At 66.6% G+C, this 19,194-nt stretch carries 20 protein-coding genes; 8 read left to right on the plus strand and 12 right to left on the minus strand.

The window, feature by feature from the left end; genetic code table 11:
• Positions 1-9 precede the first annotated feature (9 nt).
• Positions 10-684 (plus strand): FadR/GntR family transcriptional regulator, encoded by a 675-nt coding sequence (locus RCP38_RS12910; protein ID WP_308473341.1) that lies wholly within the window; start codon positions 10-12, stop codon positions 682-684.
• 5 nt (positions 685-689) lie between these two features.
• Here RCP38_RS12910 and RCP38_RS12915 read toward each other — a convergent pair whose 3' ends face one another.
• Positions 690-1,091 carry a DoxX family protein gene (locus RCP38_RS12915; protein WP_308473342.1) on the minus strand — a complete coding sequence of 134 codons (402 nt, stop codon included), beginning with the start codon at positions 1,089-1,091 and terminating at the stop codon, positions 690-692.
• Between the two features lie 12 nt (positions 1,092-1,103).
• Positions 1,104-2,327: an MFS transporter gene (locus RCP38_RS12920; RefSeq protein ID WP_308473343.1), complete on the minus strand. Its 1,224-nt coding sequence runs from the start codon at positions 2,325-2,327 to the stop codon at positions 1,104-1,106.
• Positions 2,328-2,418: 91 nt separating this feature from the next.
• Between RCP38_RS12920 and RCP38_RS12925 the strand changes: the two genes are divergently transcribed.
• A complete protein-coding gene (locus tag RCP38_RS12925) occupies positions 2,419-3,342 on the plus strand; it encodes an NADP-dependent oxidoreductase (protein ID WP_308473344.1) in 924 nt (307 codons plus the stop codon).
• Here the strand turns inward: RCP38_RS12925 and nrdF are convergent.
• Together nrdF and RCP38_RS12935 are read right to left on the minus strand one after the other, a co-directional pair.
• Positions 3,339-4,313 (minus strand): class 1b ribonucleoside-diphosphate reductase subunit beta, encoded by a 975-nt coding sequence (gene nrdF, locus RCP38_RS12930; protein ID WP_308473345.1) that lies wholly within the window; start codon positions 4,311-4,313, stop codon positions 3,339-3,341. The two genes, RCP38_RS12925 and nrdF, sit on opposite strands and share 4 nt — an antisense overlap.
• 107 nt (positions 4,314-4,420) lie before the next feature.
• Positions 4,421-5,158, minus strand: a complete 738-nt coding sequence (locus RCP38_RS12935; RefSeq protein ID WP_373692356.1) for a TetR/AcrR family transcriptional regulator — start codon at positions 5,156-5,158, stop codon at positions 4,421-4,423.
• A gap of 57 nt (positions 5,159-5,215) precedes the next feature.
• On the opposite strand from RCP38_RS12935, the gene RCP38_RS12940 reads away from it, so the two are divergent.
• Positions 5,216-6,400: an NAD(P)/FAD-dependent oxidoreductase gene (locus RCP38_RS12940; RefSeq protein ID WP_308473347.1), complete on the plus strand. Its 1,185-nt coding sequence runs from the start codon at positions 5,216-5,218 to the stop codon at positions 6,398-6,400.
• A gap of 11 nt (positions 6,401-6,411) precedes the next feature.
• On the opposite strand, the gene RCP38_RS12945 is transcribed toward RCP38_RS12940, so the two are convergent.
• The 3 genes from RCP38_RS12945 to RCP38_RS12955 form a co-directional block, all read right to left on the minus strand.
• Positions 6,412-7,125 (minus strand): LysR family substrate-binding domain-containing protein, encoded by a 714-nt coding sequence (locus tag RCP38_RS12945; RefSeq protein WP_308473348.1) that lies wholly within the window; start codon positions 7,123-7,125, stop codon positions 6,412-6,414.
• Positions 7,126-7,215: 90 nt separating this feature from the next.
• On the minus strand, positions 7,216-8,262 hold the full coding sequence (locus RCP38_RS12950; protein ID WP_308473349.1) for a linear amide C-N hydrolase: 1,047 nt from the start codon (positions 8,260-8,262) through the stop codon (positions 7,216-7,218).
• A gap of 98 nt (positions 8,263-8,360) precedes the next feature.
• Positions 8,361-9,581 (minus strand): PucR family transcriptional regulator, encoded by a 1,221-nt coding sequence (locus RCP38_RS12955; RefSeq protein WP_308473350.1) that lies wholly within the window; start codon positions 9,579-9,581, stop codon positions 8,361-8,363.
• A 187-nt stretch (positions 9,582-9,768) separates the two neighbouring features.
• On the opposite strand from RCP38_RS12955, the gene RCP38_RS12960 reads away from it, so the two are divergent.
• The 3 genes from RCP38_RS12960 (at position 9,769) to RCP38_RS12970 (ending at position 11,126) form a co-directional block, all read left to right on the plus strand.
• Positions 9,769-10,344: an HdeD family acid-resistance protein gene (locus RCP38_RS12960; RefSeq protein ID WP_308473351.1), complete on the plus strand. Its 576-nt coding sequence runs from the start codon at positions 9,769-9,771 to the stop codon at positions 10,342-10,344.
• 39 nt (positions 10,345-10,383) lie between these two features.
• Positions 10,384-10,608: a hypothetical protein gene (locus RCP38_RS12965; RefSeq protein WP_308473352.1), complete on the plus strand. Its 225-nt coding sequence runs from the start codon at positions 10,384-10,386 to the stop codon at positions 10,606-10,608.
• A 74-nt stretch (positions 10,609-10,682) separates the two neighbouring features.
• Positions 10,683-11,126 carry a hypothetical protein gene (locus tag RCP38_RS12970; RefSeq protein WP_308473353.1) on the plus strand — a complete coding sequence of 148 codons (444 nt, stop codon included), beginning with the start codon at positions 10,683-10,685 and terminating at the stop codon, positions 11,124-11,126.
• Positions 11,127-11,217: 91 nt separating this feature from the next.
• Here the strand turns inward: RCP38_RS12970 and nrdE are convergent, their stop codons facing one another.
• Genes nrdE through RCP38_RS12985 form a run of 3 tightly spaced genes read right to left on the minus strand, consistent with a single transcriptional unit; the run spans position 11,218 to position 14,109 of the window.
• Positions 11,218-13,389, minus strand: a complete 2,172-nt coding sequence (gene nrdE, locus RCP38_RS12975) for a class 1b ribonucleoside-diphosphate reductase subunit alpha (RefSeq protein WP_308473354.1) — start codon at positions 13,387-13,389, stop codon at positions 11,218-11,220.
• Positions 13,356-13,814 carry a class Ib ribonucleoside-diphosphate reductase assembly flavoprotein NrdI gene (nrdI, locus tag RCP38_RS12980; protein WP_308473355.1) on the minus strand — a complete coding sequence of 153 codons (459 nt, stop codon included), beginning with the start codon at positions 13,812-13,814 and terminating at the stop codon, positions 13,356-13,358. The genes nrdE and nrdI overlap by 34 nt, the downstream gene beginning before the upstream one ends.
• 55 nt (positions 13,815-13,869) lie before the next feature.
• Positions 13,870-14,109 (minus strand): redoxin NrdH, encoded by a 240-nt coding sequence (locus tag RCP38_RS12985; RefSeq protein WP_308473356.1) that lies wholly within the window; start codon positions 14,107-14,109, stop codon positions 13,870-13,872.
• A gap of 522 nt (positions 14,110-14,631) precedes the next feature.
• Between RCP38_RS12985 and RCP38_RS12990 the strand changes: the two genes are divergently transcribed.
• A complete protein-coding gene (locus RCP38_RS12990; protein WP_308473357.1) occupies positions 14,632-15,810 on the plus strand; it encodes an AAA family ATPase in 1,179 nt (392 codons plus the stop codon).
• Positions 15,811-15,819: 9 nt separating this feature from the next.
• On the opposite strand, the gene RCP38_RS12995 is transcribed toward RCP38_RS12990, so the two are convergent.
• Both RCP38_RS12995 and RCP38_RS13000 read right to left on the minus strand, forming a co-directional pair.
• The gene (locus RCP38_RS12995; protein ID WP_308473358.1) at positions 15,820-16,695 is read right to left on the minus strand and encodes an SDR family oxidoreductase; all 876 of its coding nucleotides are present in this window, start codon (positions 16,693-16,695) and stop codon (positions 15,820-15,822) included.
• 65 nt (positions 16,696-16,760) lie between these two features.
• Positions 16,761-17,363 carry a TetR/AcrR family transcriptional regulator gene (locus RCP38_RS13000; protein WP_308477266.1) on the minus strand — a complete coding sequence of 201 codons (603 nt, stop codon included), beginning with the start codon at positions 17,361-17,363 and terminating at the stop codon, positions 16,761-16,763.
• 166 nt (positions 17,364-17,529) lie between these two features.
• Between RCP38_RS13000 and RCP38_RS13005 the strand changes: the two genes are divergently transcribed.
• A complete protein-coding gene (locus RCP38_RS13005) occupies positions 17,530-19,005 on the plus strand; it encodes a cytochrome P450 (RefSeq protein WP_308473359.1) in 1,476 nt (491 codons plus the stop codon).
• Positions 19,006-19,194: the final 189 nt, after the last annotated feature.

Below are 19,194 nucleotides of genomic sequence, written 5' to 3' on the forward strand. Positions count from 1 at the left end.
GAGGACGCTGTGCCGTTGGTCACCACCCGCCGCACCGGCCTGGTAGATCAGGTGATCGAGCAGCTCCGCGCGTCGGTGACCAGCGGGGAATGGCCGGTCGATTCGCGGATTCCGACCGAGCCCGAACTCGCGGAATCACTGGGGGTAGGCCGCAACACCGTGCGTGAGGCGGTACGGGCGCTCGCGCACAGCGGCATCCTTGAAGTCCGCCAGGGCGACGGGACCTACGTGCGCGCGACCAGCGAGGTGTCCGGCGCCCTGCGCCGGCTGTGCGGGACGCAGCTGCGCGACGTCCTGCAGGTGCGACGCTGCCTGGAGGTCGAGGGCGCGCGCTTGGCGGCCGTCGCCCGCACCGACGCGGATCTGGCCGAGATGCGCGATCTGCTGGCACGTCGTGATGACCACCAACGGCAGGGGCGGCATGCCGACTTCGTCCGCACCGACACCGAGTTCCACCTCGCGGTGGTCCGCGCGTCACACAATCCGGTGCTGACCGAGTTGTACTGCGGGCTCACCGAAGTGGTGATGGCCAGTGTTGCGGCCACCAGCGCCACGCCGCCGGAGGTCGATCAGATCCGGCACCGGGGCCTACTGGAGGCGATCGCCGCCGGCGACGTGCCGGAAGCCGGTCGGGAGGCCGGCGGGTTCCTCGACGAACTGCTGGACCGGCTGCCGTCCCGATGAACCGCTCAGTCGCGCCGAATTCCCAATACCCGTAGCAGTTCCGGACGGCGCAGAATGAGCCCGGTCCACAACAGCAGGCCGACGCAGACCGCGAACGACAGCGGGCCGACCGACGCCGCGTCACCATGCAGGTTGATGGTCGCCGCGCCGCCCAGGTAGGCGGTCAGTCCCAGCGCCCCCAGCACGGCGGTGCGCGGGATCGCGAAGACCACCAGACACGCCAGCAGGACCCAGCCGATGACCGCGGTCTTGTCCGGCGAGAAGCCCAGCCCCTCAATGCCTTCCCGCGCGAACGTCATCCCGAGGATCTTCGGGACGGCGTCGACGGCGAAGAACAGGTCCACTAAGACGGTGATCGCGGCCCCGACGATCCAGGATCGGGACCGCCCGCCGGTCTCGCGTTGCATCGTGGTCCTCCCTCAATTCGGCGGTGATGGTGCGGTGCCGGGCTCACGCGCCCGCAGAAACACGGCGGTGTAGCCGAACAGCAGCACCGCCGTCGCCACCAACATCAACAGTGCCACCGTGTAATTGTTGTGCACCGGATCGTAGGTGGCCCCCATCACCAGCGGTGGGAAATATCCGCCCAGTCCCCCGACCGCCGCGACGATCCCGGTGACCGAACCGATGGATCCCGCCGGTGCCCGCCGCGACACCCACGCGAAAACCCCGCCGGTGCCGATACCGAGCGCCACCGCCAGCGGAATGAACGTCAGCGCGGTCCACAGGTCGGCAGGCGGGTTGAACACCGCGATGAGCGTCTGCACGGCCACGCCCGCCAGTGCGGCCAACACCACGTACTTCGGCAGGATGTGATCGGCCAATATGCCGCCGAGCAATCGGGCCAGCACCGCCGCCAGCGCGAACGCCGCGGTGCGTTCCCCCGCCCCGACCTGCGTGAAGTCGTAGATGGTCTTGGTGTAGATGGGCAGGTAGTTGCAGAACGCCACGAACCCGCCGAACACCAGCGCGTAGAGCACCGACATCTCCCAGGTGACCCGCAGTTTCGCGGCGGCCATCAGTTTCGGCAGTACGCGGGTTGTGTTCGGCACGAATTGCGGACCGTTGTGCAGCACCGCCAGGCACACCGCGGCGGTCACCGCCAGCGCCGCCGCCACGATCGCGTGCGTGGCCATCAGACCGAACCATTTCACGAACCGCGGGGTGAAGAACGCCGAGACGGCGGTGCCGACCATCCCCATCCCGAAGACCCCGGTGGCGAACCCGCGGCGCTCGGGGGCGAACCAGTTGTTGGCGAACGGGATTCCGATCGCGAACACGGTGCCCGCGATACCGAGGAAGAACCCGGCGGCGACCAGCAACGCATAGGAGCCGATCGTCGCCGCGTAGCCCACCAGCAGAACGGGCAGGATCGAGGCCAGTGAGACCCCGATGAACATGGTGCGCCCGCCGAATCGGTCGGTCATCGGCCCGGTGACGATTCGGCCCAGCGCGCCCACCAGGATCGGAGTCGCCACCATCAGCGCCTGCTGGTTGGAGCTCAGCGACATCCGGGCGGCGTACTGCGTCGAGAGCGGGCCGACCAGGTTCCACGCCCAGAAGCAGATGATCGAGACCCAGGTGGCCAGGGCCAGTTGTACGCCCTGATAGGTCCTGCCTTGCTGCGCGACCGCGGCGGTCATGCGGCAATGTAAGCACGTTCCCGGGCGGGCGCAGCACCGAATGCGCGAGATGTCCCGCCACCCGGCCGACGAACATGCGACGGTAGAGCCTGTGCAGGCGATCGTTGCGACGGACCGCGATGCCGGCCCCGGCGGGCTTTCCCTGGCCGAGCTCCCCTACCCGCACGCCGCGGAGAACGACGTCGTCGTCGAAGTCCACGCCGCCGGTTTCACCCCGGATGAGCTCGACTGGCCGGCGACCTGGACCGACCGCGCGGGACGCGACCGGACACCCAGTGTTCCCGGCCATGACGTCTCCGATGTCGTCGCCGATTTGGGTTACGGCACAACCGGTTTGACACCCGGCCAGCCCGTCTTCGGGATCACCGATTGGGCTCGGAACGGTTCGCTGGCCGAATACGTCGCGGTGGAGGCCCGCAACCTGGTACCGCTGCCGGCGGGTGTCGATCACACGGTGGCCGCGGCGGTGCCGATATCCGGGCTCAGCGCCTGGCAGGGGCTGTTCGATCACGCGGGGCTGGTCGCCGGTCAGACCGTGTTGATCCACGGGGCCGCCGGCGCGGTCGGTTCGCTGGCCGTGCAACTGGCCCACGAGGCGGGTGCCCACGTCATCGGCAGTGGCCGAACCGCACACCGCGATACCGTCATGGACCTGGCGGCCGACCGATTTGTGGATCTGCAGCAGGATCGGCTGGCCGACGTCGGGCCGGTGGACGTGGTGTTCGACGTGATCGGCGGCGCACTGCTCGACGATTCGGCCGCCCTGGTGTGCCCCGGTGGGACGCTGGTGACCATCGCCGAGCCGCCGCGGTTTCGGCCCGAGCGGGGCCGTGCCGTGTTCTTCGTCGTCGAACCCGACCGGTCGGGCCTAGCGACCCTGGCAGAGCGCCTTCACGACGGCCGCCTGCGCCCACTCGTCGCAGCGACCTGCGCCCTGGCCGAGGTGCCCACGGTCTTGGCCCCCGGGCACCGTCGCCCCGGGAAGACGATCGTGACCGTCGCCGACGGGGCTTAGAAGTCCCAGTCCTCGTCTTCGGTGATGACGGCTTTGCCGATCACGTACGACGATCCCGACCCGGAGAAGAAGTCGTGGTTCTCGTCGCCGTTGGGGCTCAACGCCGACAGGATCGCCGGGTTGACGTCGGTCTCGTCGCGCGGGAACAGCGCCTCGTAGCCGAGGTTCATCAACGCCTTGTTGGCGTTGTAGCGCAAGAACTTCTTGACGTCCTCGGTCAGGCCCACCCCGTCGTAGAGGTCCTGGGTGTATTCGACCTCGTTGTCGTAGAGCTCGAAGAGCAGCTCGTAGGTGTAGTCCTTGAGCTCTTGGCGCACCGCCTCGTCGTGGGCGGCCAGTCCGCGCTGGAACTTGTAGCCGATGTAGTAACCGTGCACGGCCTCGTCACGGATGATCAGCCGGATCACGTCGGCGGTGTTGGTGAGCTTGCCCCGGCTCGACCAGTACATCGGCAGGTAGAAGCCGGAGTAGAACAGGAAGCTCTCCAGCAGGGTGGAGGCGACCTTGCGCTTGAGCGGCTCGTCGCCGCGGTAGTACTGCATGACGATCGCGGCTTTGCGCTGCAGGTTGACGTTCTCCTCCGACCAGCGGAACGCCTCGTCGATCTCGGAGGTCGAACACAGCGTGGAGAAGATCTGGCTGTAACTCTTGGCGTGCACCGACTCCATGAACGCGATGTTGGTGTAGACCGCCTGCTCGTGCGGGGTCAGCGCGTCGGGGATCAGGCTGACCGCACCGACGGTGCCCTGGATGGTGTCCAGCAGCGTCAGGCCGGTGAAGACCCGCATCGTGAGCTGCTTCTCGTCGTCGGTCAACGTCCCCCAGGAGGGGATGTCGTTGGAGACCGGCACCTTCTCCGGCAGCCAGAAGTTGCCGGTCAACCGGTCCCAGACCTCGGCGTCCTTGTCGTCTTGGACCCGGTTCCAGTTGATCGCCGAGGTCCGGTCGATCAGCTTCACTTTTTCGCTCACCAGAACCCCTTTTCACCCGCCGGAAGCTAGGCCTTAGACACTACCCCTGGGGCCCCGAAACCGCCGCCAACACAAGGTCTTGTGGTGGCGTGTCGTCTGGGCTTCGTTCAGGCCGTGGATACGACCGCGTGCAGCGGCTGATCCGGGTTCATCACGATACCGAGGTTCTCGGCGGTGCCGCTGACCACGCTGACCATGATCGTCGTCAGGTAGTCCACGAACGTGTCGTGGGGCATCCGACGCGGGCTGTCGAGTTCCGGTCCCAGCCACCAGTCGGTGGCCGAGGTCGCGGTGCCGAACGCCGCGAACGCCGCCAGTTCGATCGCGCCCCGGTCGAGGTCCAGATCCTGCAGTTCGTTGCTGAACATCTCGGCTATCGCCAGCGTGATGGTCCGGCCTTCGTTGAGCGCGCGGGCTGCCGTCGCCGACTTGGCCCGCACCCGGCCCTGGATGAAGAACCGCAGCACGTTGGGGTGCTCGTCGACCAGCGTCACGTACTCCTCGACGCTGCGCCGGACGATGTCGCGCAGCGAGTTGGTGGCGACGTCGATGGAGGCGAAGATCGCCGTCCACAGGTCATCGCGCAGGCGGGCCCCGACCGCCTCGAACAGGTCGTCCTTGTCGGCGAAATGCCGGTAGATCTTGGGTTTTGCGGTGCCGGCCTCTTCGGCGATCTCGCGCACGCTGACATCCGGCCCCAGTCGGTCGATGGAGCGGAAGGCGGCGTCGACGATCTCGCGGCGGACCTTCTTGCGGTGTTCACGCCACCGTTCGCTGCGCGCATCGACCTTGGGCCCACCGGTTTCGGTCGGCTTGCTTCTCGTGGTTCCGCGCACGTCAAGCACCTTACAGCGTTGCCGCCGCTGACCTGGGCAGACCGGCGGTCGGCTACCATCGCCGCTGTGGTGCAGCGATTCGACCTTGCAGTTGTCGGCGGAGGTCCAGCAGGGTCGGCGGCCGCCTGGCAGGCCAGGCAGGCCGGTGCGAGCGTCGTCGTCCTGGACAAGGCGGACTTCCCGCGGGACAAGCCCTGCGGTGACGGTTTGACCGCGCGTGCGGTCAGCTATCTGCAGAAGATGGGGCTGGCCGAGGAGGTCGCCAGGTTCCATCGGGTCAATCGGGTCAAGGTGTTCAGCCCCAGCGAATGGGAACTGTCGTTTCCGCGCCGCCCCGGCATGCCCGATCACGGTTACGTGGCACGACGCCCGGAGCTGGACACGCTGCTGCTCAAGCACGCCGAGGCGGCCGGCGCGGAGGTGCGGCAGTCCGCCGAGGCCACCGGTCCGGTGCTCGACGACACCGGCCGGGTGATCGGCGTGCTGCTCAAGGGCGGCGAGAAGGTCATGGCGGATGCGGTGATCGCCGCCGACGGCGCCTACTCCCCGATCAAGCGGGCGTTGAAGCTCGATTCGGCCTACAACGGCTACTCCGCGATCGCGATCCGCGCCGAGATGCCCGCCGTGCGCCCGGACGTCGATTCCCTCGACATCTACATGAAGCTGGTCTTCGAGGGCGACCAGTTGCCCGGCTACGGCTGGGTGTTCCCGCTGGGCGACGGACGGGTCAACATCGGGTTGGGCTACGTCAACAGTTACAAGAACTGGCAGTCCATCAACGCCACGCATTTCCTGGGCGAATTCCTCGAGACGCTGCCGCGGGAGTGGGAACTGCCGTCGATCACCGAACTCAAGCAGTCCAAGACGGTACGCGCGTGGCGGCTGCCGATGGGCTTCACCGCCTGGCCGCCGTGGCGGCCCGGGGTGCTGTTCGCCGGGGACTCACTGGGAGCGGGCCGGCCGACATCGGGAGCCGGCATCTCCAAGGCGCTCGAATCGGGGCTCACCGCCGGCGAGTGCGCGGTCGCGGCGCTGACCAACGGCGGACCGGACGATTTCACCAACTACGCCCAGCGGATGGAAGCGGCGTGGGGTCGGGAATACCGGCGCGGCAGGATGTTTCACAAGCTCGCGGGTATGCCGCGGCTGGCCAACGCCGGGATCAGGCTGCTCGACAACGGTCGCTTCCGCGACCTGATGCTCGCCACGCTGTACCGGGGTTCCGCCGGGCGCCCGGATCACCGCTACTAGGTCGACCGAGGTCAGCGGCGGCCGCGCGTGGCACGTCCGGGCTTGCGGGCGACCTTGCCCGCGGCGGCCCGCGCGGCCTGCTTGGCCAGGGTCTTCTCCCGGGCGGTGCGTTTGGGCGCCGGTTGCACCCGGCCCCGTGACGAGCCGGCCTTGCGGCCCCGCACGATGCCGACGAACTCCTCCACCCACTCCGACTGCTCCCCCTGCCGGAAGGCGATCGCAACGGGGCAGACGGGCGCGTCAACGATGGGCCGGTAGGTGAGGTCTTTGCGGTGATACAGCCGTGCCAGGGATTGCGGAACGATCAGTGTTCCCATCCCGGCGGCGACGAGTTCTATTGCTTCCCCGGTGGTTTCGGGCCGATAGTCGACCGGTGAGCCGGGGGCGTCCGCCCAGCCGACGACGTCGTCGATCGGGAGCAACCTCGGCTCGCCGTCGAGGTCGGCGGCGTTGATGGCGTCGACGGCGTTGAAGACGTGGTCCTTCGGCACCACGGCCACCGTCGTCTCGTCGTAGAGCCCGATGACCGACAGCCCGGAGGTGTCGGTGATCGGACGCAGCAGTGCCACATCGACGGTGCCCGCTCGCAGCGCGTCCACCGCCTCAGCCGCCTCGACGGTGTGCAGGTGCAACGGGACATCGGGGTGGCGCTCCGCCCAGATGCGGGCCCACTTCGCCGGCGTCGCACCGGGGACGTAGCCGAGCGTCAGGGAAGGCGCGTTCACCGTCTCAGGCTACCGATAGGCCGACGCGATGAGCGGGCCGCAAACGGTGTGTGGCCGACCTAGCGGATCGAGCCACCGTTACCGGATTCGTCAGCGTGCGGCCTTGGCCTTCGCCGCGGCAGCCTCCATCTCCCGCATGATCGTCATCGACAGGAACGTCATCGGCCCCTTGTCCTCGAACTTGTCGGCCACATTGCCGGCGATCCCGCCCTGAACCGCGAGTTCGCCGATCAGATCCAGCTTCAGTTGCGGGCTGCCCTCCGAGAAGTCCAGATCGTCAAGGTCCACCCAGACGATGTTGGGTCGGGTGGTCGACTCGTAGACGTAGCGCTTGTTGGTCAGGTCCAGTACCGCCTGCCAGATGGTCTGGGAGGCATCCGGCTTACCCGGGTCCGGAACCCGGAAAGGTTGCGCGGCGTTGCGGATCACCGAGAACATCGCCGCAATGGCCTCCACCTGGGAGTGCGGGTCGGGAACCCGCTCGATGTAGTAACTGGCCCGGGCGAAACGGTCCCTGGCATCGGTGCCGCCGGGCAGCGGCTTGTCACCGCCGAGGCCGGTGTATGCCTTGACCAGCTCCAACTGCTGGTCGAACGTCGGGGAATTCGTCATCACCTTGTGGTCCTTGCCGTGATAGACCCGCGCGTGGCCGTCGACGTACTCGACGATGGCCGAATCGCCGGTGGCGTCGTCGAGCGCCAGGTGCAGTCCGGGCCGCTTACCGCCGGTGGGGTCGTCCATCTGCACCACCTGGACGTCGGTCTCGGCGATCCAGGCGGTGGCCTCGGCCACCGTCGCGAAGTTGTCCAGGAAGAACTGCAGCCAGATCGCCTGGCCCAGTTGAGTGCGGGATTCGTCGGGATCGCCGTAGCTGGATTCGGCCAGCCACAGGATATGGCCGGCCAGGCCCGCCTCGTTCATCCCGTCGGTGGAGGTGATGTCGTAGGCCGTGGCCACCACACTGCCGTACTTCGAGGTCCACGTCAGTTTTCCGGCGACCCCGTCGTCGCGCTGCACACCGCGTGGCTGTTTCCATAAGTTGGTCAACAGGTCCGCGTGGAAGTCCATGTTCCGGCCGACCAGAACGGCATTTCCCGACTTATCGCCGGTGTCCGGCCACAGGACTCGTGTGCACATGTATTCTGCTTTCTTCGATTTTTCGTTGTCCAGATCGCAGCATCGAAATCCGTTGCCACGTAGGTTGTTTAATTACAGCGCACCACAACGTCGTTGTATCAGTTTTCCGAAACTGCAGCAGCGCCCGCCGGATCGGGCAGGTGCGCGATGGCCTCGAAGGCCAAGCACAGCTCGGCGAGGTCACGCGGCACGGCCAGCGTCTTGCCGGTGCATTCCTCGACACGACGCAACCGATTTCGCACCGTGTTGGCGTGGCAGAACAACGATTCCGCAGCCTTTGAAACCGATCCGTCATGGTCGATCCAGGCGTTGAACGTCTCGGTCAGTGCCAGACGCTCGGCCGGCGGCAGCGCAAGGAACGCCCCGAGCGTGACCTCGGTGATCTTGCGGATCACTTCCGGGGCGCTGACGACGGCGACGGCCAGCACCGAGTCCCCGAACAGCCGGACCCGCGAATCCTTCGGCTCTCGGGCCGCCATGGCTATCCGCGCGTAACGCAGATTGACTGCGGTATTCGCGAGGTCGCCGAAGAGCGGGCTGATTCCCACGGCGGTGGTCGTCGCCCGTTCCAGTAGCGCCACGACCGAGTCCAACACCGATTCCGACGGCAGGTGGATGATGCCGATCAAGATGTCCGGGAGCAGACGCCAGGCGGAGAAGACATCCAGACTGCGCAGCATCGGGCCGATCCCCGGCAGCGGTTGTTGCCCGACTCTGGACGGTTGCGTGGCAACGATGGCATAGGGACCGTTGACGGGTAGTTGCAGCAGCGCCGCGACTTCCCACCGGCTGTACTCGCCGAGCGGGCGCCCCTGCAGCAACGCCTCGGTGAGCGCCGCGTGCTCGGCGGCGTTCTCGACCACGAGATGGGTCGCGGCCTCGTGGTAGGCGGTCGTCATCGCGTCGGTGTAGCGGTCCTGCGCTTCCCAGAACCTCGCGGTCGCGGCCAGCAGGCTGTCCCGGTCCAGGCCGGGTTGGTCGACCGACAGCGCCATCATCTGTTCCCAGGCACAGTGACTGCCCACCCGGTAGGCGTCCATCACCGCCGACCGCGGGACGCCCGCCGTCGCCCGTGCTCTGCCGGTCGCCGCGGCCGGAGAGGTATCGAACGACGAACTGTCCGCCAGAGCGCGTACGACGAATCTGAAGTGGTCGGTGGCCGACTGCAGTAGTTCGGCATCGGAGACCACGTCGCTGTCCCGGTAGAAGGGCACCGCGGAATGGATCCGAGCCAGCACGAAATGGCTCAGCTCGTCCATCCGCGATTCCAGAATTGCTCCGATTTCGGCGAGCGGTGATGCGGCGCTCAGGTCGGTCATGCACGCGAGTTTAGACGAGCGCTACCGTCGCGAGGATCCCCGGTAACGCTGTTCTCCATAACAACGAATGCCCAAATCGCCTGTGATAGATTCCATTTCGTTGGCGGCGTACCGCCGATATTCTGGGTCCGGTCGGCGTGGTGAGGCGACCGGCACCGTTCACCGATATCCACGAGGAGTTTGCAGGATGACCGTGCGTGAATCAGCCCAAATGTTATGGCGGGCGTCAGTTTCCTGGGGTGCGCTTGCGATGGCCCTGGGCGTACTCATGCTGTTCTGGCCGGGAATCACGGTCCTGGTCTCCGCGGTTCTGTTCGGCATTTACCTGTTGATATCCGGTGTAGCGCAAGTTGCTTCGGCGTTCGGCCTGGAGGTCACCGCGGGCAGCCGGATTCTGCTCTTCATCAGTGGTGCACTGTCGGTTGTGCTCGCGGTACTGGCTTTCCGATACTTCGATCAGGGCTACGGCGTTTGGCTGCTGGGAATCTGGGTCGGCATCGGCTTCGTGTTCCAGGGGGTCTCGGAGATCGCGCTGGCGGCCGGTGACCGACGGCTGCCGGCGCGCGGTTGGCAGTTCCTCTCCGGGGCACTTGCCGTACTGGCCGGCCTTGTCATGCTGTCCTGGCCCATCGAATCCACCGTGAGTCTGGCCCAGGTGTCGGGTGCATTCCTCTTCGCCATCGGCTTGCTGCAGGTGGTCAAGGCGTTCCAATTGCGTCGCGGAATCCGTACGGCGGCAAGTGAGTTGGCCGGCCGCGAATGAGCCGTGCACAGCGAATCCACGACGGAAGGGCATACCACCATGGCGAGATTTGACTGGGTGCGACAAGTGGTGCCCGCAGTAGTCGCGGTGGCCGCGCTCGCGATAGTCGGGACGGTACTGAACCGTAAGCGGACACTCGCCGATCTCACCGTGGCGCAGATCGAGGACTCCATCACCGCGCTGGACCCGGTGACCCGTGCAGCGGTGGTCGCCCGCCTCGGCGCGGATACGGCGGAGCAGGTCAAGAGCCGGCTTCACGACTGACCTCGACTCGACCCCGAACCAATTCGCGGGGTCGACGGCGATTGAGTTTCACCACCACAACGAAAGGTAATGACATGGCGCTCTCCGACCAACTCGCCAAGCTCAGCGTGCAGGCGAAGTCGCTGGAGGATTCCGCGACCGCGGCCGAACAACGAGGCAAGGAATGGCTCTCCCAGCGCGAGAGTGAAGTGAAGGCTGCCCTGGAACAGGCCCGCGCCGAGGTTGCCGCCGACGCCCGCGCCGACGCCGACGAGATCGCCGCGGGTTGGCACAAACTGCACAGTTCGGTATCCGACGACTTCGCTTCGCTGCGGGAGTCGGCCGGCAAACGGCACGCCCGGCACCAAGCCCGCCGCGCCGATCGGGCTGCGGATAACGCGCTGATCGACGCCGAGGACGCGGTCGCCTTCGCCGTCTACGCGTTGGAGCAGGCCGAGTACTACGTGCTGGTCGCCGCGCAGGCCCGTCTCGACGCCGATGACGCAGAACTCAACGCGGAGCTCAAAAACGCGGAGTGAGTGCGACTCCCCCAAGGAAAAGTCCCCGCCGTGGCGGGGACTTTTCGCTTATCCGGCTTGGTCCGGACGATGCCGGCGCGGACGACGACTTCTAGAGCATGCAGGACACGCAGCCCTCGACCTCGGTGCCCTCCAGCGCCATCTGCCGCAGCCGGATGTAGTACAGCGTCTTGATCCCCTTGCGCCAGGCGTAGATCTGCGCCTTGTTCACATCGCGGGTGCTTGCGGTGTCCTTGAAGAACAGCGTCAGGCTCAACCCCTGGTCCACGTGCTGGGTGGCCGCGGCGTAGGTGTCGATGATCTTCTCGTAGCCGATCTCGTACGCGTCCTGGTAGTACTCCAGGTTGTCGTTGGTCATGTACGGCGCCGGGTAGTAGACCCGGCCGATCTTGCCTTCCTTGCGGATCTCGACGCGGGCCACGATCGGGTGGATCGACGACGTCGAGTGGTTGATGTAGGAGATCGAGCCGGTCGGCGGCACCGCCTGCAGGTTCTGGTTGTAGATCCCGTGGGCTTGCACGGACTCCTTCAGCCGCTGCCAGTCGCTCTGCTCCGGAATCCGGATGCCCGCCTCGGCGAACAGCTCACGCACCCGCGCGGTCTTGGGCTCCCAGACCTGGTCGGTGTACTTGTCGAAGAACTCGCCGCTGGCGTACTTGGACTGCTCGAAGCCGGCAAACGCCTGACCGCGCTCCAACGCAAGACGATTCGACGCCCGCAGTGCGTGATACAGCACGGTGTAGAAGTAGATGTTGGTGAAGTCGATGCCCTCTTCGGAGCCGTAGTGGATGCGCTCCCGGGCGAGGTATCCGTGCAGGTTCATCTGGCCCAGCCCGATGGCGTGCGAGGAGTTGTTGCCCTGCTCGATCGACGGCACCGACCAGATGTGGGTCTGATCCGACACCGCGGTCAACGCCCGGATCGCGACCTCGATGGTCTGGCCGAAGTCCGGCGAGTCCATCGCCTTGGCGATGTTGAGCGAACCCAGGTTGCAGGAGATGTCTTTGCCGACCTTGGCGTAGGACAGGTCTTCGTTGAACACTGACGGGGTGGAGACCTGCAGGATCTCCGAGCACAGGTTCGAGTGGGTGATCTTGCCGGCGATCGGGTTGGCCCGGTTCACCGTGTCCTCGAACATGATGTAGGGGTAGCCGGACTCGAACTGCAGCTCGGCCAGGGTCTGGAAGAATTCGCGCGCCTTGATCTTGGTCTTGCGGATCGCCGAGTTGTCGACCATCTCGTAGTACTTCTCGCTGATCGAGACGTCGGCGAACGGCACGCCGTAGACCCGCTCGACGTCATAGGGCGAGAACAGGTACATGTCCTCGTTCTTCCTGGCCAGCTCGAAGGTGATGTCGGGGATCACCACGCCCAGGCTCAGCGTCTTGATCCGGATCTTCTCGTCGGCGTTCTCCCGCTTGGTGTCCAGGAAGCGGTAGATGTCGGGGTGGTGGGCGTGCAGGTACACCGCGCCGGCACCCTGACGGGCTCCGAGCTGGTTGGCGTAGGAGAACGAGTCCTCGAGCAGCTTCATGATCGGGATGACCCCGGAAGACTGGTTCTCGATGTTCTTGATCGGGGCGCCGTGCTCACGAATGTTGCTCAGCAGCAACGCCACTCCCCCGCCCCGCTTGGACAGCTGCAGGGCGGAGTTGATGGAGCGGCCGATCGACTCCATGTTGTCTTCGATGCGCAGCAGAAAGCAGCTGACGGCCTCGCCGCGCTGCTTCTTGCCGGAGTTCAGAAACGTCGGCGTGGCCGGCTGGAACCGGCCGTCGATGATCTCCTCGACGAGCTGCTCGGCCAGCTTGGTGTCACCGGCGGCCAGTGTCAGCGCCACCATGCAGACCCGGTCCTCGAACCGCTCCAGGTAACGCTTGCCGTCGAAGGTCTTCAGGGTGTAGGAGGTGTAGTACTTGAACGCACCCAAAAACGTCGGGAACCGAAACTTCTTGGCGTAGGCCCGATCCAACAGCGACTTGACGAAGTTACGCGAGTATTGGTCGAGCACCTCGCGCTCGTAGTACTCCTTCTGGATCAGGTAGTCGAGCTTCTCGTCCTGATTGTGGAAGAAGACCGTGTTCTGGTTGACGTGCTCCAAGAAGTACTGGCGGGCGGCCAGCACGTCCATCTCGAACTGGATCTTGCCGTCGCCGTCGTAGAGGTTGAGCATCGCGTTGAGCGCGTGGTAGTCCAGCTCACCCACCGGCACACTGCGGGTGGTCGTGCTTACCTGCTCTGCAGTTGCAGCGGTTGGTGGCATGCCTCGTCCTTCCAGAAATCGGCCAAGCCCGCGCGGACGGCTTCCACGTCCTCGTCGGTTCCCATCAATTCGAATCGGTACAGATACGGCACCCCGCACTTACGGGCGATCACGTTGCCCGCGTAGCAGAACTCGGCACCGAAGTTGGTGTTGCCGGCGGCGATCACGCCGCGCAGCAGCGACCGGTTGTGTTCGTTGTTCAAAAAAGCGATGACCTGCTTGGGCACATAGCCGCCCTCGTTCGTATCGGGCTGCTGACGTCCGCCGCCGTAGGTCGGCAGCACGAGCACATAGGGGTGGTCCACCTCGATGCGACCGTGCAACGGGATCCGGATGGCGGGCAGGCGCAGCTTCTGCACGAAGCGGTGGGTGTTCTCCGACACCGAGGAGAAGTACACCAGCCTGCCTTCGGAATTCACAGACATGGCGACCTCCTTCAGCTCTCAGTCAGACTCCGCCCGTACCGACCCGGTGACCCGGTTATGCGCTCAGCGCGGTCTGCGCCAGCGCCTTGATCCGGTCCGGCCGGAAACCGGACCAGTGCTGGTCCCCGGCGACCACGACGGGAGCCTGCAGGTAGCCCAGCGCCATCACGTAATCGCGGGCGTCGGAGTCCAGCGAGATGTCGACCACCTCGTAGGAGATGCCCTGCTTGTCCAACGCCTTGTAGGTGGCGTTGCACTGCACGCACGCGGGCTTGGTGTAGACGGTGATACTCATGGGCGACAGGCTCCTCAGCGAATCCTCGACAACAACCGGATGACGGGTCAGGTACTACGTTTCAGCGGGCCGCCAGGACTTCGTCTCTCCAGCGTCCCCAGCCGTGGCAGGGGCACCTGATAGGTGCCGGTTGCCGCGGCCCGGATACCTGGAAGATCCCGGGCCTGTCGGTCCCCCGAACACTACACCTAGTGGTCATCCCTTGGTGTGAATACTAGATGTTCTGAACGACATTGTTGAAATTCGCTGGTCGTAAGCTTGCGACACCACCCCGCTCGGCGTGTCGCATCTCACAGTAGAACTGTCGGCTCGTCATAGCCGCAGGTCTATCACCCGGTACCGACAAGCACCCCCGGGCACACGTTCATCAGCCGTTGACCAGCAAAGCCGCTCGGACAGCAACTCACCGGCCGTCGACCCACCCCCATCGGCGTCGCTGCGCCCGTGGGCGTGGCCGCTCGCCACGCCGACGCAGCGGAGGCCCGACTTCGGCCGGCCGCCGGCACCCGATAGCGTGCCGTCATGCTCTCGACGCTGGCGGTACGCGGATACCGCTCGCTTCGCGAGGTGGTCCTGCCACTGCACCCGCTCACCGTCATCACCGGCGCGAACGGGACCGGCAAGACCTCGCTGTACCGGTCGCTGCGACTGCTCGCGGACTGCGGCCGGGGTGAGGTGGTCGGTTCGCTGGCCCGCGAGGGCGGCCTGGAGTCGGTGCTGTGGGCCGGTCCCGAGCAACTCGGTGCGGCCCGCCGCGGCGGAACCGAACAGGGCACCCGCAGGACGCGGCCGGTCTCCCTGGAGTTGGGTTTCGCCTCCGATGACTTCGGCTATTGCGTCGATCTGGGCCTGCCGCAGTCCCCGGGCGTGAACTCGGCGTTCGCCCACGATCCGGAGATCAAGCGGGAAGCCGTGTTCGCCGGACCGGTGCCGCGCCGCGGGGCCACGTTGGTCAGCCGCACCCGGGCTCACGCCGAGGCCCACACCGACTCCGGTGTCGAGGAACTGTCCCGGTCGCTGCCCACCCACCGCAGCGTGCTCGCCGAGTTCGCCCACCCCGGCATGCATCCGGAGCTGGCCGCGGTGCGGGATCGGTTGCGGGACTGGCGTTTCTACGACGGATTCCGGGTGGACGCCGCAGCACCGGTGCGTCGGCCGCAGGTGGGCACCCGCACACCGGTGCTGGCGGCCGACGGGGTCGACCTGGCCGCGGCGGTGCAGACCATCATCGAGTCCGGTGACGGCGAACTGGACCGGGCGGTCGCGGGCGCGTTCGACGGCGCGACGTTGTCGGTCGGCGTCGACGACGGGATGTTCGATCTGCAGCTGCACCAGCGTGGCATGTTGCGCCCGTTGCGCACCGCCGAATTATCCGATGGCACACTGCGTTTCCTACTGTGGGCGGCAGCCCTGCTGAGCCCGCAGCCGCCGTCGCTGATGGTGCTCAACGAACCGGAGACCTCCCTGCATCCCGACCTGGTGACGCCGCTGGCCGAGCTGATCCGGGCAGCCGCCGCCCGGACTCAAGTCGTGGTGGTGACCCACGTGCGCACCATGCCGGAGCTTCTCGGGGCGGTGCCCGTCGCCGAAGCCGACCGCCACGACACCGCCGAGATCGAGGTCTACAAGGACTTCGGCGAGACGCGGGTCACCGGGCTGGGACTGCTCAACACCCCGGCGTGGGACTGGGGCGGCCGGTGACGCCACGGGTCAGGAACCGCGCAGCGACTCCCGCGACGGCCGCAGGGCGCGGCTGAACAACACGTTGACCTGACGCATGGCCACGCTGTAGGGCAGCCATGCCAGCCGCTTGAACGCGTACAGCGCCCGGATGTCACCGGAGGTGTAGACCAGGTAGCGGTTGCGGGCCACCCCCGACAGGATCTTGTCCGCCGCCTTCTCCGGTGTCACCGCGTGGCCCGCGAACCGGCCTACCCAGCGCTCCACCTGGGGATCGTCGCGGTCCACCCCGGCGATCTCGACGGTATTGACCAGGGGGGTCTTGACCGCGCCGGGCACCACCACCGATACCCCGATGCGATGCCGGGCCAAGTCGAACCGCAGCACCTCCGACACTCCGCGCAAGCCGTACTTGCTGGCGGAGTAGGCCGCATGCCAGGGCAGTGCGACGATTCCGGCCGCCGAGGACACGTTGACCAGATGCCCGCCCCGGCCGGCGGCCACCATCTGCGGCAGGAACGACTCGATGACGTGGATCGGCCCCATCAGGTTGATCGAGACCATCTTGTTCCACTGCTCATGGGTCAACCGGTCGACGGTCCCCCATGCCGACACCCCGGCGATGTTCATCACCACGTCCATCGCGTCGTGACGGGCATGGATGTCGGCGGCGAATGCCGCGACGTCGTCGTAGTCGGCGATGTCGACGGCCCGCGACTCGGGCACCAGGGCGCCGAGGGCCCGGGCGTCGGCGACGGTTTCGGCCAGCCCCTCGGCGTTACGGTCGGTCAGGTACAGCTCGGCACCGTGCTCGGCGAGCCGTAACGCCGTGGCCCGGCCGATTCCGCTGGCCGCACCGGTGATGAAGCACCGCTTGCCGCGGTAGTACTGCGCGTGGCGTGTCATGTGTGCCGACGATACCGGCGGTATCGGCTGCCGACGAGCCCGCGCCGCCGCGGGCGCGATCGCCGCTAGCGGGCCTTGCCGCCCCACAGCGCGGTCAGCCACAGCGCCTCGAGGACATCCACTCCGCGGCCCACGTCGCCGTCGGAGCCCAGGTAGGCGCTGTCCCCGGAGAGCATGTAGGCGGTGGTGGCGGCCAGCGTCCGCACCAGCGCCGGGATGTCGTCGCTGATGGGGTGTGCCGTGCCCGCTTCGATCTCGTCGTTGACCACGCCGACGATCTGGTCGATCACGGCGTCGATCTGGGCGTCGAGCAGCTCCCGGATCTCGGCGTCGCTGTTGCGGGCCAGGTTGCAGGCCGACATCACCGGGTCGTTGTGGGCGTAGACGGCGGCCGCGCTACCGACCATGCGCTGCGCGAAGGCTGCCGGGGATTCGTCGACGCCGCGCGCCGCGAAGAAATGGGTGAGCTCTTCGAGTTCCTGACTCGCCTCGGCCAAGATGTGCGCCAGCACCGCGTATTTGGAGTCGAAGTAGAAGTAGAACCCCGAGCGCGCCACCCCGGCCCGGTCGCTGATGGTGCTGACCGACAGTTCGGCGAACGGTTTTTCCTCCAGCAGTTCGCGTACGGCCTGCACAATCGCCTGGCGCTGCTTGTCGCCTCGCCGCATCGGCAGATCGTCGGCCGGCCGGCCCGCGGCGCCGTCCTCGGTTGTCACCCTTGCACCTTGCACCACAGCGGGCCGGATTCAAACTTGACAGGCGTCAAATTAGATCCAAGGATGAGAGGCCGAGTGAGGGTTACCACAACCTGTCCGGGCCGTTAAAGGAGCGTTTGTGACCACCATCAGCACCCCGCGTTACCTGCTCGACCAGGCCAAACGCCGGTTCACTCCGACCTTGAACACCATCCCCGGGATGGGCCTGCTGGAAAAGCGCCTGATGAGCGTCGACTGGCCGACGAAGCCCCTGGCGATCCCGCCGGCGGGCAGCGACCTCAAACCCGTCATGGGCGACTCCGGCCTGCCGCTGTTGGGGCACATCGTCGAGATGTTCCGCCAGGGCCCGGACTTCGCGCTGCACCTGTACAACACCCGCGGTCCGGTCACCTTCGCCGAGGCCCCGATCCTGCCGTCGATCGTCGCCCTGGGCCCCGACGCCACCCAGACGATCTTCACCAACAAGAACAAGGACTTCTCCCAGAAGGGCTGGCTCCCGGTGATCGGGCCGTTCTTCAACCGCGGCCTGATGATGCTGGAGTTCGACGAGCACATGGCGCACCGGCGGATCATGCAGTCCGCGTTCACCCGGCCGCGGCTGGCCAGCTACGTCGAGGACATCGACCGGGTGGCGTCGGCGATCGTGGCCGACTGGCCCACCGACGACGGCCGCTTCCTGGTGCATCCGGCGATGAAGGAGCTGACTCTCGACGTCGCCTCGGTGGTGTTCATGGGCCACCAGCCGGGCAGTGACCACGCCCTGGTCACCAAGGTCAACCGCGCCTTCGAGCAGACCACCCGGGCCGGCGGCGCGATCATCCGGACCGCGGTGCCGCCGTTCAAGTGGTGGCAGGGCCTGCAGGGCCGCAAGGTGCTCGAGGAGTACTTCGTCGAGCGGGTCAAGGAGCGCCGTCAGGCCGACGGCACCGACATCCTGACCGTGCTGTGCCACACCTCCGACGAGGACGGCAACACCTTCACCGACGAAGACATCGTCAACCACATGATCTTCTTGATGATGGCCGCCCACGACACCACCACGTCGACGGTGACCACGATGATCTACCACCTGGCCGCCCACCCGGAGTGGCAGGAGCGGGCCCGCGAGGAGTCCGAACGGCTCGGCGACGGACTGCTGGACATCGAGTCGCTGGAGAAGCTCGAGACGCTCGACCTGGTGATGGACGAGTCGCTGCGACTGGTGACCCCGCTGCCGTTCAACATGCGTCAGGCCGTGCGCGACACCGACCTGCTGGGCCATTTCGTGCCGGCGGGCACCAACATCGTCACCTGGCCGGGGATGAACCACTGGCTGCCCGAGCTCTACACCAACCCGCGGCAGTTCGACCCGGAACGATTCCTCGAGCCGCGCTCCGAGCACAAGCAGCACCGCTACGCCTGGGCGCCGTTCGGCGGCGGCGCGCACAAGTGCATCGGGATGGTGTTCGGCCGCCTGGAGATCAAGACCGTGCTGCACCGACTGCTGCGCCAGTACCGGATCGAACTGGCACACCCCGGCTACCAGCCGCGCTGGGACTACGCCGGCATGCCGATCCCGATGGACGGCATGCCCATCACCCTGCGCCGGCTCTAGCCCCCCGTATCCCTTCCGGCGAGCAGACAGAGAATCGCCCGATCCGGCTGTCCGGCGTGCGATTCTCTGCCTGCTCGTGCCCGGGGACCGCACCCGGCGACTCGGCGACGACGCCGTCCGCCACGCCACACCGGGTAAAAACTTGACAGTTGTCAAACTTGGTCCAAGGATTGGTCATCAAGTGACGGG

This window comes from Mycolicibacter sp. MU0083 (genome assembly GCF_963378075.1).
Classification (GTDB): Bacteria; Actinomycetota; Actinomycetes; order Mycobacteriales; family Mycobacteriaceae; genus Mycobacterium; species Mycobacterium kokjensenii.

Excerpts from the sequence above, each read along its gene's own strand:
- RCP38_RS12950 (WP_308473349.1), bottom strand. The coding sequence starts at position 8,262 with ATGTGCACACGAGTCCTGTGGCCGGACACCGGCGATAAGTCGGGAAAT.
- RCP38_RS12995 (WP_308473358.1), bottom strand. The coding sequence starts at position 16,695 with ATGACACGCCACGCGCAGTACTACCGCGGCAAGCGGTGCTTCATCACC.
- RCP38_RS12965 (WP_308473352.1), top strand. The coding sequence starts at position 10,384 with ATGGCGAGATTTGACTGGGTGCGACAAGTGGTGCCCGCAGTAGTCGCG.
- RCP38_RS12970 (WP_308473353.1), top strand. The coding sequence starts at position 10,683 with ATGGCGCTCTCCGACCAACTCGCCAAGCTCAGCGTGCAGGCGAAGTCG.
- RCP38_RS12915 (WP_308473342.1), bottom strand. The coding sequence starts at position 1,091 with ATGCAACGCGAGACCGGCGGGCGGTCCCGATCCTGGATCGTCGGGGCC.
- RCP38_RS12960 (WP_308473351.1), top strand. The coding sequence starts at position 9,769 with ATGACCGTGCGTGAATCAGCCCAAATGTTATGGCGGGCGTCAGTTTCC.
- nrdI (WP_308473355.1), bottom strand. The coding sequence starts at position 13,814 with ATGTCTGTGAATTCCGAAGGCAGGCTGGTGTACTTCTCCTCGGTGTCG.
- RCP38_RS12990 (WP_308473357.1), top strand. The coding sequence starts at position 14,632 with ATGCTCTCGACGCTGGCGGTACGCGGATACCGCTCGCTTCGCGAGGTG.
- RCP38_RS12920 (WP_308473343.1), bottom strand. The coding sequence starts at position 2,327 with ATGACCGCCGCGGTCGCGCAGCAAGGCAGGACCTATCAGGGCGTACAA.
- RCP38_RS12985 (WP_308473356.1), bottom strand. The coding sequence starts at position 14,109 with ATGAGTATCACCGTCTACACCAAGCCCGCGTGCGTGCAGTGCAACGCC.
- nrdE (WP_308473354.1), bottom strand. The coding sequence starts at position 13,389 with ATGCCACCAACCGCTGCAACTGCAGAGCAGGTAAGCACGACCACCCGC.
- RCP38_RS13000 (WP_308477266.1), bottom strand. The coding sequence starts at position 17,363 with ATGCGGCGAGGCGACAAGCAGCGCCAGGCGATTGTGCAGGCCGTACGC.
- RCP38_RS12955 (WP_308473350.1), bottom strand. The coding sequence starts at position 9,581 with ATGACCGACCTGAGCGCCGCATCACCGCTCGCCGAAATCGGAGCAATT.